General features: G+C 41.9%; 16 protein-coding genes. 10 read left to right on the top strand and 6 right to left on the bottom strand.

Annotated features, from left to right (window positions below; genetic code table 11):
* Nucleotides 1-675: 675 nt before the first annotated feature.
* Nucleotides 676-1,062: a fluoride efflux transporter CrcB gene (gene crcB, locus ACOJQI_RS13580; protein ID WP_421378712.1), complete on the top strand. Its 387-nt coding sequence runs from the start codon at nucleotides 676-678 to the stop codon at nucleotides 1,060-1,062.
* Nucleotides 1,059-1,418, top strand: a complete 360-nt coding sequence (locus tag ACOJQI_RS13575) for a fluoride efflux transporter FluC (RefSeq protein WP_421378710.1) — start codon at nucleotides 1,059-1,061, stop codon at nucleotides 1,416-1,418. The genes crcB and ACOJQI_RS13575 overlap by 4 nt, the downstream gene beginning before the upstream one ends.
* A 35-nt stretch (nucleotides 1,419-1,453) precedes the next feature.
* Here the strand turns inward: ACOJQI_RS13575 and ACOJQI_RS13570 are convergent, their stop codons facing one another.
* Nucleotides 1,454-1,909: a cupredoxin domain-containing protein gene (locus ACOJQI_RS13570; protein WP_421378708.1), complete on the bottom strand. Its 456-nt coding sequence runs from the start codon at nucleotides 1,907-1,909 to the stop codon at nucleotides 1,454-1,456.
* A gap of 162 nt (nucleotides 1,910-2,071) precedes the next feature.
* Between ACOJQI_RS13570 and ACOJQI_RS13565 the strand changes: the two genes are divergently transcribed.
* Nucleotides 2,072-2,419 (top strand): DUF1033 family protein, encoded by a 348-nt coding sequence (locus ACOJQI_RS13565; RefSeq protein WP_421378706.1) that lies wholly within the window; start codon nucleotides 2,072-2,074, stop codon nucleotides 2,417-2,419.
* 73 nt (nucleotides 2,420-2,492) lie between these two features.
* Here ACOJQI_RS13565 and ACOJQI_RS13560 read toward each other — a convergent pair whose 3' ends face one another.
* From ACOJQI_RS13560 to ACOJQI_RS13540, 5 genes are all read right to left on the bottom strand, one after another.
* Nucleotides 2,493-3,572 (bottom strand): AI-2E family transporter, encoded by a 1,080-nt coding sequence (locus tag ACOJQI_RS13560; protein WP_421378704.1) that lies wholly within the window; start codon nucleotides 3,570-3,572, stop codon nucleotides 2,493-2,495.
* 114 nt (nucleotides 3,573-3,686) lie between these two features.
* Complete coding sequence (locus tag ACOJQI_RS13555) at nucleotides 3,687-4,895, bottom strand: HD domain-containing phosphohydrolase (protein WP_421378702.1); 1,209 nt, start codon at nucleotides 4,893-4,895, stop codon at nucleotides 3,687-3,689.
* Nucleotides 4,896-5,289: 394 nt separating this feature from the next.
* Nucleotides 5,290-6,453 (bottom strand): Ger(x)C family spore germination protein, encoded by a 1,164-nt coding sequence (locus tag ACOJQI_RS13550; protein WP_421378700.1) that lies wholly within the window; start codon nucleotides 6,451-6,453, stop codon nucleotides 5,290-5,292.
* Complete coding sequence (locus ACOJQI_RS13545) at nucleotides 6,450-7,562, bottom strand: GerAB/ArcD/ProY family transporter (protein ID WP_421378698.1); 1,113 nt, start codon at nucleotides 7,560-7,562, stop codon at nucleotides 6,450-6,452. Before ACOJQI_RS13545 ends, ACOJQI_RS13550 begins: the two co-directional genes overlap by 4 nt.
* 15 nt (nucleotides 7,563-7,577) lie before the next feature.
* Entirely contained in the window at nucleotides 7,578-9,098 is a 1,521-nt protein-coding gene (locus ACOJQI_RS13540; RefSeq protein ID WP_421378696.1) for a spore germination protein, read from the bottom strand.
* Between the two features lie 98 nt (nucleotides 9,099-9,196).
* On the opposite strand from ACOJQI_RS13540, the gene ACOJQI_RS13535 reads away from it, so the two are divergent.
* From ACOJQI_RS13535 to recQ, 7 genes are all read left to right on the top strand, one after another.
* Nucleotides 9,197-9,964 carry a nucleotidyltransferase domain-containing protein gene (locus ACOJQI_RS13535; RefSeq protein ID WP_421378694.1) on the top strand — a complete coding sequence of 256 codons (768 nt, stop codon included), beginning with the start codon at nucleotides 9,197-9,199 and terminating at the stop codon, nucleotides 9,962-9,964.
* A gap of 50 nt (nucleotides 9,965-10,014) precedes the next feature.
* Nucleotides 10,015-10,146 carry a YuzL family protein gene (locus tag ACOJQI_RS13530; RefSeq protein ID WP_421378692.1) on the top strand — a complete coding sequence of 44 codons (132 nt, stop codon included), beginning with the start codon at nucleotides 10,015-10,017 and terminating at the stop codon, nucleotides 10,144-10,146.
* Between the two features lie 672 nt (nucleotides 10,147-10,818).
* Nucleotides 10,819-11,019: a cold-shock protein gene (locus tag ACOJQI_RS13525; protein WP_006834898.1), complete on the top strand. Its 201-nt coding sequence runs from the start codon at nucleotides 10,819-10,821 to the stop codon at nucleotides 11,017-11,019.
* 131 nt (nucleotides 11,020-11,150) lie between these two features.
* Complete coding sequence (locus ACOJQI_RS13520) at nucleotides 11,151-11,354, top strand: cold-inducible protein YdjO-related protein (protein WP_421378688.1); 204 nt, start codon at nucleotides 11,151-11,153, stop codon at nucleotides 11,352-11,354.
* Nucleotides 11,355-11,558: 204 nt separating this feature from the next.
* Nucleotides 11,559-12,500, top strand: coding sequence for a nucleoside hydrolase (locus ACOJQI_RS13515; protein ID WP_421378686.1), 942 nt, complete (start codon nucleotides 11,559-11,561; stop codon nucleotides 12,498-12,500).
* A 96-nt stretch (nucleotides 12,501-12,596) separates the two neighbouring features.
* Entirely contained in the window at nucleotides 12,597-12,770 is a 174-nt protein-coding gene (locus tag ACOJQI_RS13510; RefSeq protein ID WP_421378684.1) for a hypothetical protein, read from the top strand.
* 174 nt (nucleotides 12,771-12,944) lie between these two features.
* The gene (recQ, locus tag ACOJQI_RS13505; RefSeq protein ID WP_421378682.1) at nucleotides 12,945-15,065 is read left to right on the top strand and encodes a DNA helicase RecQ; all 2,121 of its coding nucleotides are present in this window, start codon (nucleotides 12,945-12,947) and stop codon (nucleotides 15,063-15,065) included.
* The last annotated feature ends 47 nt before the right edge of the window (nucleotides 15,066-15,112 follow it).

Here is a 15,112-nt window from a genome sequence, read left to right as displayed (position 1 = left end):
AGTATAAACCGTATAAACAATGTATGATTGGAGCGGAGGGTGAACGACCTCCTGCGGGAATAGCGGGACAGGTGAGACCCCGCAGGCAAAGCCGAGGAGGCTCACCGCCCGCCCCGCGGAGTCGTGCACCTGTAGCGGAAATAAAAGCACTGTCCTTGTGTTGATTGTTTTGTTATTGACATTCATTCACACATCGTGTATAGTTATTGTTTGTGGGTATAAACCACAATTCAGTCAGGTCTTACTGACTACTAATCTCCGTAGTAGTACATCCAACATTCTTCTGAAGATCAAAACATACTTGATCGATTTTTTTAAATCCTTATCCAGCCGGATTTAGAAGTCCGCTGAAGAATAAGGCAGCTTTTTTCAATCCAGCAAAAAAGCTAAAACATTATCCGATACATGAGATGGATTGTATGATAAATGTTATTGCTAGATTTCCCCCTAATTCTCACTGGCATGGCCTAGGAGCCATAAGGATGATCGAGAGGCAGGGCTTTCATTGTGTTAGGGCAATTTATCAATGATTGAACCCGGTGTGTAAATCATACAATGATTAAACAGATAATAGTAAGACTTGAATAGATGCACACTTCTTTTTATTTTAATCCCGCAGGGTTAGAATAGAGGAGTGTGCTTTTTACTTATACATATTGGAAAGAAGTGTAATGAATGATTTATATTCTGGTAGGTGCCGGCGGAGCTGCAGGCAGTTTATTGAGATACCTTTTGGGTAACCTTCTATTGGGTCTTAATCCAGCCGCCTTTCCATATGGGACTCTTGCTGCCAATCTGGCGGGATCCTTTCTTTTGGGACTGCTGACTGAAACGTGGCTTAAGAATAAGAGGATACCTCCAGGCCTGGCGGCTGCGGTCGGTACTGGAATGATTGGTTCGTTTACGACCTTTTCCGCCTTCAGCGTAGAAACGATAGGGCTCTTGAGTGAAGATCAGTTTACTTTGGCTTTTCTCTACTTTTTCTTCAGTGCGGGTGGCGGTCTGGCCTTTGCCTGGGCTGGCCTTAATGTTTGCAACTTGAAAGGGGATAGGCAAAATTGAATTTATTAGCGGTAGCCTGTGGAGGGTTTATAGGAGCCATCGCGCGTTTTGCGGCAGGCAGCTATTTGAAACAGAAGCTCAATGCCAACAACTTTCCTATTTCAACTTTGGTAGTTAACCTGACAGGCGCATTTCTTCTTGGGATACTATTAGGCCAGGGGATGGCAGGCTTGACTTATGCGTTTTTCGGCGTGGGTTTTTTAGGGGCTTTTACGACCTATTCGACTTTTATGGTGGAAGCATTAAATCTCAATCGATCAGGAAATGGAAGGGACGCTTTATTATACTTGGCTGTCAGCTATGGCGGCGGAATGCTTACAGCCTTTTTCGGACTTATGTGCGGGATGCTGGTATAACAAAGGCTGCCCCGTTTTATGAGGGCAGCCTTTCCTTATTTAACAACAATATACCCAATCATTGGGCCATTTTTATCAATGGTTTCATGGGCTTCACATACCAGCCTGTAAGTTCCCTTTTTATCAAATGTCACATTGAAAACAGACTCTTCTCCCTTTTTGACTGTTCCCTTTATATCGGTCCCTTCAATATGGAACGGATGCGCCATTCCGTTCACTCCATAGATGCGGAATTGGACTTCTTTTCCTTTTTCCACAACAATCGTACCCGGATCCCATCTGTATGCCTCTATCTCTTTACCGTCCTCTGTACTGGAAGAAAACTCACCTGTTACAAGCTGGATCACTTGAACATCAGGATTTTCGCCATTCATTGTCACAGTGGGATAGGATTCCCTGGGCAGCAGCATCCAAACTGCACCAACGGATAGTGCCAGAAATCCAATAATAAATAAAATAAGAGACCCCTTTTTTAAAACAAGAAATTTCATTACACAACCTCCTTTGGACTAGTACAAATATATGCCTTGTCCAACGGCAACTTGTCTAAAATATGAATAATCCTTTATTTGATGGTGATAATGAGGCAGATGATTTTCTAATTGATACAGAATTTTGTACAATTTACCCGTAGGATTCGGAGGTGTTTGAAAGTGGCATCATGGAAGATATTAAGAATGTCTGGAGAAGCAGAGCCCTGGTGGTTTTTTTCCGACTGGGAAAAGGATATTACAGAGGAAACAGTATATACAAATGAGGAAGAAGCGTTTAATCAATTTATAAAATTAGTTGAGGAACTTAAGAATAAGTTTCAGCATACGAAGCAAAAAAAGAACACTGTTGCTTTTTGGAATGAAGATGAAAAGGTATTCTGTGAGGAATGTGATGATGACTTGCAGTTATTTCATGGCCTTCTTCTGATGGAGGGTAAGGACCTTAAACCTTTTACAGAACAAGAAAAAGAAATACTGACAGCAGCACTTGAAAAGTCTTCTTACTGATGAACCGGTCTCAAAAGAGTCCGGTTTTTTCCGCAAAAAAGACAGGGAATAGATTTCCCTGTCAAGAATGTCATTATAAATCTGTACGCAGTTTTATAAACCGGTAAATATGAATGAAAAGGACCTTCAATATTGCATAAGTTGGAACTGCCAACAGCAATCCCAGGAATCCTGCGAATTTCCCGGCAACAACCAATAGCAAAATGATCGTCAAAGGATGAATGTCCAGTTTTCTTCCCATTACTTGAGGAGAAATCAGGTTTCCTTCTATTTGCTGCACAACAAGGATTACGACAATCACCCACAGCGCCATTATCGGCTCCTGGAGGAACCCGACGATGACAGCCGGTACCGCACTGATAAACGGCCCGATGAAAGGAATGACATTTGTCAGCATAGTCAGGATCGCGATGATAAGTGAATAATCCAGCCCGATGATCAGATAACCGATATAGACGAGTACTCCTACACAAAAACTTACGATTACTTGCCCCTGGATATAGGAGCTTAATGCGTCATCCATATCACTCAGAACTTTTTTTCCTTCTCTTTCATGCTTTTTAGGTACAAGCTTCAGAATTTTTCCTGACAGCTTATTTCCATCCTTCAGCATGTAGTAAAGGACAAACGGGATAAGGATGATCAACACAATGATATTAGTAATGGTGCTTATAATATTCATTAGGTTGGACCCAAGTGTCGAAGCTGCTTCGTTAAGAAAGTCCGTCAGCCTGTTGGTGATGTCTTCAAAGGAAAACCTGTCTCCATTTTGAAACCTTGACACCCATTCATTTTGCTGTAAATTTAGCAATGCCTCTCGGAAGCTTTCAATAAGGTCAGGCGTATTATCTATCAAGCTGTTGATCTGTCTTTGAAGAATAGGGCCAACGTAGAAGATGACTCCTGTAATCAATCCGATGACAGCGAGATAGAGAAGCAGTATGGCCACTGCCCTGGGCATCTTTTTGGCTAAAAAGTTGACCAGCGGCCTTAAAAGGTAGTAAAGGATGCCCCCAAGTACAATCGGCCCGAATAATGCTGTCACAAGGACAGTGATGGGTCTGAATATAAAATCGACCAAGGTCCCTAAATAAATGATCAATAATATTAAAGCAACTGCATATCCTCTGCGAAACCATTTTCCCTCCGGCATAATTTCACTCCTATAAAAATGATAAAGAGACTAAAGATAGTCCCATTCATTTTTATATTCTCTTTATTCCATCCCTTAAAACGTAAACGCCGGACTTTATCAAAAAAACCAGCTTCACCGAGGGGCGGAAGCTGGTTCTGTAGTAAACTCCATATTTTGCTGCTGTAAAGAGATAAAGTGGTCCACATAAGAAGGGTCCCACTGAGTGCCTTTTCCTTGTTCGAGAATGGAGAGAGCTTTGAGAGGGCTCATTCCCCGCCGGTAAGGCCTGTCTGAAGTCATGGCATCATAGGCATCGGCTACTGCGATCATTCTGCCAAACGCAGGTATATCCATGCCCGCCAGGCCCTCCGGATATCCTTTCCCATCCAGTCTTTCATGATGATATTTGATCCCGGGAAGAATCGGGAGAAGCTCCTCAGTAAGATTGATTCCCTCCAGAATATTGGCTCCTATAACAGGGTGGAGTTTAATTTGGTTGAATTGTTCCTCTGTCAGCCGTCCATCTTTAAGCAGAACTTCATCTCTTATCCCGATTTTCCCGATATCATGGAGAAGGGCTGATTTTCTAAGTAATTCTATTTTGGAAAGCGGCCAGCCTGCGCGTTCGGCAATCATGACAGAATAATCCGCCACCCGTTTGCTATGTCCGGCAGTATAGGAGTCTCTCGCATCCAATGTCCCCGCAATAACATCGAAGAAGCTGGCTATCAACTGTTCATTCTTCTTATCCTTCTGCTGCAAGGAAATCACCATGTTATTAAAACCGTTTATAAGAAGTGAAAATTCATCAGAATAAGGGTTCTGAAGGTGTTTTGGTCTACCGTGTTCTATATTTTGAAACCCTTTTTGAAGTTCTTTTACAGGCTTCTCAATATTCCTGAATAATAGAATTGTGCCGAAGAATGCGAGTATTAGAATAATGAAGATCAAAAGGCCTGCCCAGTCCCAGTAATCAGATTGGAGCTGTGAGGTGCTCGAAAGGCGGACTTGTAGAGCCAGACTGAATAACAATACGGGAAAGAGGGCAAGGAAAAGCGAACCTGCCAAGAGCTTTCTTTTTAAGCTGATATGAAAATGCTTGGTATTTGAAAAATTTACATTATACAATTTCATCGACTTATCAGCCAAATCACATACTATCGGTGCGGCGGTTTGAAAAGTTAGATAGAATTCAATAAGGGCATGCATAGTGGCGATGAGAAAAGCGCCTGCCCATGCATAGGCTATATATGAATAAGGTAGATCGAGATGACCGTTGACGATAAAGGAATAGGTAAGGATTGTCGCAGGGATGGCAAGCCCCAAAAAATGCGGCAGCATGATCCTCTTAACGGTTAGAACCGGGAAATTCAAGCTGTGAATATAGGCTCTTTCCAATTCTTGAAGAGTTTAATGCTGTTGTCGGTAGACCGCTTTTATTGGCCTTATATGCCTGCTGTAAACTAGATACTCAGCTGAGAACATAATCACCAGGGAGGCAAAAAGTATGAAAAGCATATGCAGAGATTGTCTGCCGGTAAGATCAAGAGTTTGAAATATGAAAACTGAACCGACTCCAAGAACAGCAATGAGTGAGCCAAATATGTAATTATAGAACATTTTTTTCTGAAAAGTATTAAATAGGGTCATGCAAACCTCCATAATTCTGCTATTGATGTCATTATAATGCAAAATTTGGAGGTTTGGTATAGACAATAGACAAATATACCATTGGTTAATCGATAATACCGGTCCTGACGATTTTTAGATCAATATCCAAGTTGAATTCTGCTGAAGGATATTTATCAGCCCACATTTTTTTTGTTACTTCCTTGCCCCTGATGGAGGCGCGGTAGTAGGAACCGAATCCTATGGGATCTGAACCAGTCTCCTGTATCTCTTTTAAGATTTCCATGCCCTTCTTCTCCATTGCTTTCTCTAATTCTTCTTCCAGTTTATTCAGTACAGTTGCTTCTGATAAGTTCAGGGGAAGGCTCATCTCAAGAATTCTTGATTCCAATTTCAGTTTTATCTCAAAAGAAGGCTTGTTTTTATCGATTAAATTGATCTCATAACTGTTTTTGATATTGTCCATGGTAATGTGGATTTTTTCGTCTTTATCTTCTTCTTGCTGCTCGATTTTATCTTCTTGGGCCTCTAGAATTTCTTTTTCGAATTTTTCTTTTTCAAGTTCCACCTCCACACTGCCTGTCTTGATATTATTGAGGAGAGATCTGACATAGAATATTTTTTCCCTTTCAAGGATGGCAACCTGTTTATCATCAGAGAATAGGGCAAACCCCTTGATCCCCACCTTATCCTCGATAATGGTTAGATGGGGGAGAATGGCGTCTTTCCCTACAGATCCATAGCTTGTCAGAAAGGATTGGAGGGTCGGGTTGGGAATGACTTCGTTTTGGATGTTGAGCTGCATTAGGTTATAGAGATAGGTTCCCATATTGGTTGGCTGGCTTTTTGGCTGAAAAGATAAGATCTCTTTAGCGCTGGGGTCAGCGACGGCCAAATAAGTCATATTCCCAATTGCGGAATCCCTTGAGAGGGAGTCCACCAATGAACTGATCCCTTCTCTGGCAATCCCTTCTCCATATAAAGCGACGCGAAGCTGACCTGAAACCAGGTTGTGATCTGTTTCCATGTTTGCAGACATTCTGATCCCCTTGCTTGTATCTGCTTCTCCGGAAATGACGGTTGATAAGTTTTGCATTGAAGGATTGAATTGGTAGAATACAATGGTTCCGGTAATGCGTTTTTCCTCTTCAGATTTATCATAACCGACAGCTGTGATCAAACCCTGCTTCTCAAGGTATCTTGTTTCCACACAGCTCCCGAGGAGGATGGCCGCCGATATGACAACCGCTATCTTAAAATACTTCTTCATGCGGACCCTCCTTTTTGTTTTTTAAATAATTTTTTTACATAAACAATGGCAAGGAGAGCGGCAGGATAAAGAAATGTCAAGGCGAAGCTGACTGTCGCCACCCTGTCGGTGAAGATATTCATCTCAATCCGCTGGTCAATGAGAAAGTTGCATCCCCATAGTACTACTGCAAACAAATAGATGGCCTTTTTATGTTTAAGCCCAAATACTCTTTTGACTCCCCTGGTGGCAGCCCAGAAATACAGGCAGATGTTAGGAAGGATGATAAGCATCCAATAGGAAACTGCAATGAATTCAAACCGCTCCAGATTGGGAATCCTCACAATCTTAAACATTGACAGGACAGGCCAAATCGTCTTTTCGAGTGTCATTTCAGAAAAAAAACCTATGGAGACAAACGTAACTACAAAATAAAGCATTGTCGTATACGCTATGCCGAATAATGAATATTTTAAAGCCTTCTTTTTGTCCTTTATATATGGATAAAAGAATAGGAGGAGTTCGAAACCTATCACAGAAAATGAAGTTTTATAAATACCCATTCCAATCTCTTTAATGCTGTGGTTCCAAATAGGGAAGAAGTGGGTGTAATCCATATATTTTAGCGGCGCTGTAATCATGAAAAGCAGCCAGGCAGTTAGGATGAATGTCATAAAACTTACACCAACTATGATCCTGACACCGCCTAGTACTGCATAAACAGCCAGAAAAATGAGCAGGCCGGATAATAGCCAAGTGGGCATTTGCGGAAAGATCCATGCTTGGACCATTTCGGTATAATGCATGATCACCAGGTAGGCCACCACGAATAAATACCCCATATAAATGACACTGAAGAAGCCTCCCAGCCACTTCCCAAAAAGGTCTTTATGGATACCGAACAAGTCGGCGCTGTCATAGTTTTTTAATAATAAAATGATGATGAAAACGGCTGTTGCCAGAAGAATTCCGGATAGTAAAACGGAAATCCAGGCATCGTTGCCTGATTCCATGAAAACAATTCTTGGCAGTCCTGCAATGCCCACACCTGTTTGAGCAACATGAACGACAAACATAATGAAAAATGAATTAAACATTAAAGCTTTTGGTGGATCCACATTAATTTTCATAGACACTGTCCTTTATTATTCGTCTACGTCTTTTTTCTCGACTTTCTTTTGGTCTTTCATTTTTTCGGAATCGATGGTTGAATTGGCTTCGGGCCTTTTTCCCATGTACTGAAATGGTAGTCTGATTAAGCTGTATCGTAAATCAGAAAGGGTCAACGGATAAATAGGCGACAAATAAGGTCTGCCGAGGGTCGTCAGCTTTAACAGATGAATCAGCAGGAATGAAAAGGCGAATACAATTCCCACTCCTCCATAAAGCCCAGCCATAATGATGATAGGGAACCGGATGATCCTGACAGCTGTCCCGATTGCATAACTTGGTGCGGTAAATGAACCCAAGGCACTTATCGCAATGATGATGATCAAAATGTTGCTCGTGAAGCCGGCTTCCACGGCTGCCTGTCCGATGACGATACCTCCAACGATACCCATTGTCTGACCGACTTTGGTCGGCAGGCGGGCACCGGCCTCACGCAGAAGTTCAATAATGAATTCCAGCAGAAGGGCCTCAAACATGGGCGGGAAGGGCACCTTAGAACGCGATTCACCCAAGGAAACAAGCAGGGATGAAGGTATGACTTCATAGTGATAGGTAAGGACCGCGACATAAGCGGGTGTTAATAGAACCGAAAGAAATATGGCTATGAACCGGAGCACCCTTAAAAAGGTCCCCATGTTCCATCTCATATAAATATCTTCTGTTGATTCAAAGAAATTCAAGAATGTTGAAGGACCGACAATGGCTTGAGGACTTCTGTCTACAAGAATTCCAATCTTTCCATGTAAAAGGGAGATACTGAAACGGTCCGGCAATTCTGTGGTGATGAGCTGCGGAAACACTGTATAGGAATTGTCTTCAATCATTTGGGCCAGAACGGAACTGTCGATTATGCTATCAACCTCAAGATCTTTCATCCGCTGTCTGAAAGTGTTGACATTCTCTTCTTCCGCAATGTCTTTAATATAAATGAGATATGTCTTCGTCTTCACTCTGGATCCCAGGATGAATTCTTCCACACAAAGATTGGGATCATTGACATTGTTCCGGATAACATTCATGTTAGTGGACAGGTCTTCTGTAAATGCCACCTTGGGACCAAAAACCAGCGACTCTGTTTCCGCTTTCTCAAGTGAACGGCTGGCCTTCTCCGCGATATCAGCAAGCACTCCGCAGACTTGACCCTCTGCATAAATGTAGACGTTCCCATTTAGTATCGCTTCTGTTATATCAAACAGACTGTTTGTAATGGAAATTTTCCCTATATTAATATTATTTGCAATCGACCTTGCATCCAGTTCATCCGAAGTACGTTCGAGAGGTTTGACAATATGTTGATGAAGTTGATCTGAATTTATGATATTTTCTAAATAGATTATCAAAATTTGATGATCGTCTTTCTCGATTTCATGGAAGGCTAGATCTGCACTTTGTTTCAAGGAATCTTTTATTTCTTCTTTTAAGCCTTCGAAGTTGAGGCTGTGGGCTATAGATTTCTCTTCCTCTCTTCGTTTCTTTTCGCGCCATCTGAATACCATGCCCAAACACCCTTAACCTGGTTTTTTTAGTATTTTGTCCACGGAAATCTTAAATTATTACCGTATATTGCGGAATTCATTTTGAAAGCAGGAGAATCATGGAGAATTGGAGAAAAGCACTGAAAATTTTTCTGGAAGATTGGCCTTATACTTCTGAATTGGCTGGAGTAATGGTTTGTGGAAGCTACATTACCGGAAACCCATCTGAAAGGTCGGATATCGACGTACATATGGTTTTAAAGGATGGAGAGGATTGGAGGGAGCGGGGAAACAGACTAGTGGAAGGTTATTTGATTGAATACTTCTGCAACCCCCCTGCACAAATCAGAAAATATTTTGAAGGGGATCATGAAGAGAGAAGCACTCATGCAGCAGTACAGTTTGCGACCGGTGAGATCCTTTTTGATCATGAGGGGACAATCGGAGTTTTAAAGAAGGAAGCTCTCCAATGGCTGCAAAGGCCATTTGAACAAACAGGGGAAACGGGAGTGGAATTTATAAAGTACGCTATTTGGGATTCTGCCGATAACCTGCTGGATCTCTACGAAAAAGGGGGAAGCGACTTAAGGTTTGTATACTTTAATTCCCTAAAAGAACTATTCAATCAATACTGTCAGTTCCTTGCGGTGGAACAGATTCCCTTTTATCAAATCGGTGCCTACTTGAGTGATGAAACTTATTTGAAGAAGTATTTGAAAGATCCGTTCCCGGATAAGGATTTTTCTTCCCTTTTCCTGAAATCTTTATCAGCAGGTACAGAAGAGGAAATGGTTTCTTATTTCGAAAAGTTAAGCAGCTATGTGCTTGTGAAAATGGGCGGCTTCACAATCGATGGATGGAAATTGAAAAGCCCCATCGAAAAATAGTGACATAAGTTCCCGGGAGATTTGTCATACTATATTTCGAGGTGATATTTATGGCTAAGAAGAAACAAGATCCATCAAAAGCAGGATTGGGATCGGCTCAGGTTGAAGGTCAAGGTACAACGACCAGCGAACTGCCAGGCGGCGTTCCGGCTGAATCCTCCAGAAAAAGAAACAAAAAATAGGAAAGTCGGGTCTTACTTAGTTAAATTTAATCTGTGATAGAGGAAAGGAAGAAATCTATACTGATTCTTTCCTTTCCATTTACCTTTTTATCAAATTACATAATTAGATTGATTTAAGAAAAATGGAGCACAGTTATAAGGGCAAGAATTCTTGAATTTGGGTGATTGGAGCGGAAGGTACACGACCTCCTGCGGGAGTAGCGGGACAGGTGAGACCCCGCAGGCGCTTCTAGCTTCAGCGGCCAGCGACTAGCAGATTTCGATCTCCTTCCTTGCGATAAGTCATCATCAACTCACTTTGTTCGTTGTGATTCCTTTATCTCATGCAGGAGCCCTCCAATCTGTACGTCGCTGTACGGCCGCTTACGCTTTATATGCAGCCGAGGAGGCTCACCGCACGCCCCGCGGAGTCGTGAACCTGGAGCGTAAATCATAGCACTTTCTATTCATAATCGTACCGGAAACCATTACCATTTACTTATTTGACAAAATCAATTAATGTACTATAATAGGAGTATCAGAATTAATATTTGAAACACCGCAAAACCGAAAGCCATTCACATATTATAAAAAGTGATCGCCTTTCTCAGCCGGTACTTTTTATAATATGTGAATTTTTATTTTAAAAAAGTAACATATTAAATTTTTTTTATTTTTTGGAGGTTTCTACTCATGAAACAAGGTACAGTTAAATGGTTCAACGCAGAAAAAGGCTTCGGATTCATCGAAGTTGAAGGCGAAAACGACGTATTCGTTCATTTCAGTGCTATCACTGGCGAAGGATTCAAATCTCTTGACGAAGGTCAGCGTGTGGAATTTGAAGTTGTTGAAGGCAACCGCGGACCACAAGCAGCTAACGTTGTAAAATTATAATTTTAGTGTGCTGATACTTAAAATAGCTACCCAACAGAAACAGGGTAGCTATTTTTGTAAAAACCGGGTTTAAAAGTTTCACTGAAAATTTTACAAACCGGCTTTGGAATGAAAAAGGAGGTAATGACACGATGGCATTTGGAAGAAGAAATGAAGAAGAAATCAAAACAGAAGAAACTAAGATATGGAAATGTTCATCTGAGGACTGCAAAGGCTGGATGAGGGATAACTTCAAAAGTGAAGAGACGCCTCATTGCCCAATTTGCAAAAGCGAAATGATCCCTTCATCAGAAGTTCTTCAAGTTGTGGATAATCCTCATCCAACAACAAAATAGTACCGTGATCATTCAACTTCCTATTCAATAGGAAGTTTTTTATTTGCCTTCCACTTTATCGCTTTAAAGCAGCGGGGGACAGTCCCCCGCTGCTTTAAAGGAATAAAGTGCTGATTGCGATTTCTGGAATGTTTATATGGGTATAATTCCTTTCCCTTGAATATGCTGTGATATCAAGAATTTTTCCGAAAGGTGGAGTTTGCAATGAAAAGAGTTGTATTATTTGCAGACCCTGGCATAGATGACACGTTTGCCATCATCTATGCTTTAAGCAGTCCGGACATTGATGTTCAAGCGATCGTGACAGGGTTTGGGAATGTCAGTAAAGAGGATGCAACCAAAAATGCCGCCTATATTCTCTCAATGGCGGGGAGGGAAGATATACCTGTCATAACCGGAGCTTCCAGACCGCTGACAGGGGAGTATGAACCGTATTATCCCGAAATACATGGTGAGGACGGGATTGGGCCCATCACAATACCGGATACATTTGTTTATAAAGCCCAGCCATTCAGTTCGATTCTAGCCATCACTTCCAAGTATGATGACTTATATTTTGTAGATATCGGCCGGAACACTTCCATGGCCTTATCGTTTAATTTGTATCCCTTTATCAAAGACAGTGTTAAAGAAGTATATCTTATGGGAGGGGCTTTCCTTGTCCCGGGCAACGTGACGGAAATAGCAGAAGCCAATTTCCATGGCGATCCGACTGCGACTAACTTCGTATTAGACAGCGGGCTCCCTGTTTATGTTGCTCCGTTAAATGTGACCCAGTATGCCCAATTGAAAGAGGAGCATATCAAGCTGCTGGCAGAGAAAAGCCGAAACCCATTCAAGGATATATTCTTGCCGATTTTCACCTATTACCAAAAAGCTTATGAAAAACTTCAGCCAGGGTTAGAGGGGGTGCCGTTGCATGACTTATATACCCTCTATCTCCTTTCCAATCTGGAAAACACAACTATTGTGCAGAAGACTGTGTCCATTTCATCAGAAGATGAGACACAAGGGTTCACCTATGCTGATTTCAGGAACATGAAAGACAACCCAGACTCAAACCACTTTATTAACATTGATTTTAAATATGAGGATTACTTAAAAAATGTTCTGCGGATGCTTATGGGGGAAATTAAACAAAATTGAGTCATTCGCCTAAACGATATGCGCCTCTTTGAATAGTATGTAATGTCGATTTCCTTACCGGATTAAACCGGGAGCAAATTCAAAGGAGGTATATCCATGTCAAAGAAAAATGTTGATATAGAAGCAGAAGTAAATGCTGCTGAGGAAAAACCAAAACATAATGTCTGGGATGTTTTTTGGAGAGGGGCTCCAAGAGCAGAAGAGGAAGCAGTTGAAGAAAATACAGAAGAGAAAGCAGAAGATGAAAAGCCTGGTTTCCGCTGGTTCTAATATAAATCTTTTAAGACCTGTTGATTTGATCAACGGGTCTTATTTTTATGGATGTTTCTGAACAGAGCAATTCCTCACCTCGCTATCATCGACCTCAAAGCCGATGGGGGTTATAATGGATATATAAAGAAAAGTGATAAGCCTATTTGGTTATATTAAGGAGTTTTACAAGCAATGAATATTTTTCATGCAAAAAATTATCTAAAAGAATATTTTGGATATGAAAATTTCAGGCCCGGACAGGATGAGATCATTCAGAGTGTCCTATTTGGAAATAATACAGCCGGCATCATGCCGACAGGGGGAGGGAAATCCATCTGTTATCAGATTCCAGCCCTCCTGATGGAAGGGATCACCCTTGTTGTATCCCCGTTGATCTCTTTGATGAAAGACCAGGTCGATGCCCTTAATCAGACAGGGATATCGGCAACCTTCATAAACAGCTCCCTGACCCAGGCTGAAATCGAGAGGCGGTTGAGTGAAGCGGAACTTGGAGTGTACAAGCTGATTTATATTGCCCCGGAACGGTTGGAGTCCCCTTATTTTGTTCAGTACTTACGCAGCCTTCCAATCCCTCTAGTGGCAGTGGATGAAGCACACTGTATATCACAATGGGGGCATGATTTCCGTCCGAGTTATTTGAGGATAAAAGACTTGCTGCAGGGACTCCCGAGCAATCCGGTTGTCCTTGCCCTGACAGCGACGGCAACGCCACAAGTACAAAGCGATATTTGTTCTTCCTTGGAAATAGAAGAAGAGAACACTTATATCACGGGGTTTTCAAGGGAAAATCTATCTTTCAAAGTCATAAAAGGGCAGGACAGAAGCCAGTATGCCCTCCATTACGTGAGGACCAACAAGGATGAATCCGGAATCATTTATGCGGCAACAAGAAAAGAAGTTGATTCCCTCTATAATAAATTGAAGAAACAGGGTGTCGCTGTGGGCAAATATCACGGGGGCATGAGTGATGTTCAGCGTAATGAAATGCAAGAGGAGTTCCTTAAGGATAACTTGCAGGTCATAGTCGCCACCAACGCCTTTGGAATGGGAATCAATAAATCCAATGTACGCTACGTCCTTCATTATCAGCTTCCGAAAAATATGGAAAGTTATTATCAGGAAGCGGGAAGAGCAGGCAGGGATGGCGGAGAAAGTGAATGTGTTGTCCTCTATTCGCCGCAGGATGTCCAGATTCAGCGATTCTTGATATCACAAAACACACTAGACCCTGCGCGTCACACTCAGGAATTGCTTAAGCTCCGGCAAATGGTGGACTACTGTCATACCGAGGGATGCCTTCAGGAATTCATCCTCCGCTATTTCGGGGATGAAGAAGCAGCTCCATGCGGCAAATGCAGCAATTGTACAGATGAACGGCAGGCAATCGAAGTAACAAGGGAAACCCAGATGGTCCTTTCCTGTATGATCAGAATGGGAGAAAGGTTCGGAAATTCTTTGGTCAGCCAGGTCCTGGCCGGTTCTAAGAATAAAAAAATCAAAGAGTTTGGCTTTGAGAAGTTGTCTACTTATGGGTTGATGAAAGAGCAAAAACAGAAGGATATCAGCCTGTTCATCGATTTTTTAATTTCAGAGGAATATATCACAGTCGTCAGTGGAACATTCCCTGTATTGAGAGTGAGTGAAAGAGGGAAGAGCGTCCTGCAGGGAAAAGAAAAAGTGACTCGGAAAGAAACGATGAAAGTAGAAAAAGTTTCCTACCAGGAAAACGATGAGCTCTTCCAAACTTTGCGTTCGATAAGGAAGGAGCTGGCCGATTCAGAAGGGGTGCCTCCTTTTGTCATCTTCTCTGATGAAACGCTGCGCGACATGTGCAGGAAGCTCCCGTCAGACTCCGCTGCCTTCCTTGAGGTGAAAGGTGTAGGATCTCACAAAAATGATAAATATGGTTCCAGGTTTGTTGAGGCGATAACAGAATATAAGACAAGCAAACAGGCTGAAGAACGTTCAGACAAATCGAGAGGCAGTGATGAAGAGCCATCCCATATGGCAACTTATAAACTTTATTTCAAAGGTAAGGGATTAGAGGAAATCACCGAGGAAAGAAATCTTTCTCTTACAACGGTCCAGAATCACATTCTTCAATCTATAGAAGAGGGAATGGAAGTAAATACAGATAAATTCCTGACAAATGAAGAACGCCAATTGATTGAGGTTGCGGTTGAAAAGGCGGGCCATGAAAAGCTGAAACCTATAAAAGAGGAACTTCCCGATGAAATCAGCTATTTTCAGATAAAGGTATTTCTTCACGAGAGGATAATGGCAGTTAAATAAAAAAACACGTTCAGACGGGAGGGTCTGAACGTGTTTTTTTATTTTGT

The sequence above is a fragment of the Bacillus salacetis genome (assembly GCF_049177075.1).
Taxonomy (GTDB): domain Bacteria; phylum Bacillota; class Bacilli; order Bacillales; family Bacillaceae_B; genus Rossellomorea; species Rossellomorea salacetis_A.
This window is presented reverse-complemented; position numbering and strand designations above follow the sequence as displayed.

What these genes read in the sequence shown, in the direction of transcription:
- recQ (WP_421378682.1), top strand. Translation starts at nt 12,945, where the DNA reads ATGAATATTTTTCATGCAAAAAATTATCTAAAAGAATATTTTGGATAT.
- ACOJQI_RS13525 (WP_006834898.1), top strand. Translation starts at nt 10,819, where the DNA reads ATGAAACAAGGTACAGTTAAATGGTTCAACGCAGAAAAAGGCTTCGGA.
- ACOJQI_RS13520 (WP_421378688.1), top strand. Translation starts at nt 11,151, where the DNA reads ATGGCATTTGGAAGAAGAAATGAAGAAGAAATCAAAACAGAAGAAACT.
- ACOJQI_RS13555 (WP_421378702.1), bottom strand. Translation starts at nt 4,895, where the DNA reads ATGCTGCCGCATTTTTTGGGGCTTGCCATCCCTGCGACAATCCTTACC.
- ACOJQI_RS13540 (WP_421378696.1), bottom strand. Translation starts at nt 9,098, where the DNA reads ATGGTATTCAGATGGCGCGAAAAGAAACGAAGAGAGGAAGAGAAATCT.
- ACOJQI_RS13550 (WP_421378700.1), bottom strand. Translation starts at nt 6,453, where the DNA reads ATGAAGAAGTATTTTAAGATAGCGGTTGTCATATCGGCGGCCATCCTC.
- crcB (WP_421378712.1), top strand. Translation starts at nt 676, where the DNA reads ATGATTTATATTCTGGTAGGTGCCGGCGGAGCTGCAGGCAGTTTATTG.
- ACOJQI_RS13515 (WP_421378686.1), top strand. Translation starts at nt 11,559, where the DNA reads ATGAAAAGAGTTGTATTATTTGCAGACCCTGGCATAGATGACACGTTT.
- ACOJQI_RS13560 (WP_421378704.1), bottom strand. Translation starts at nt 3,572, where the DNA reads ATGCCGGAGGGAAAATGGTTTCGCAGAGGATATGCAGTTGCTTTAATA.
- ACOJQI_RS13545 (WP_421378698.1), bottom strand. Translation starts at nt 7,562, where the DNA reads ATGAAAATTAATGTGGATCCACCAAAAGCTTTAATGTTTAATTCATTT.
- ACOJQI_RS13535 (WP_421378694.1), top strand. Translation starts at nt 9,197, where the DNA reads ATGGAGAATTGGAGAAAAGCACTGAAAATTTTTCTGGAAGATTGGCCT.
- ACOJQI_RS13510 (WP_421378684.1), top strand. Translation starts at nt 12,597, where the DNA reads ATGTCAAAGAAAAATGTTGATATAGAAGCAGAAGTAAATGCTGCTGAG.
- ACOJQI_RS13530 (WP_421378692.1), top strand. Translation starts at nt 10,015, where the DNA reads ATGGCTAAGAAGAAACAAGATCCATCAAAAGCAGGATTGGGATCGGCT.
- ACOJQI_RS13570 (WP_421378708.1), bottom strand. Translation starts at nt 1,909, where the DNA reads ATGAAATTTCTTGTTTTAAAAAAGGGGTCTCTTATTTTATTTATTATT.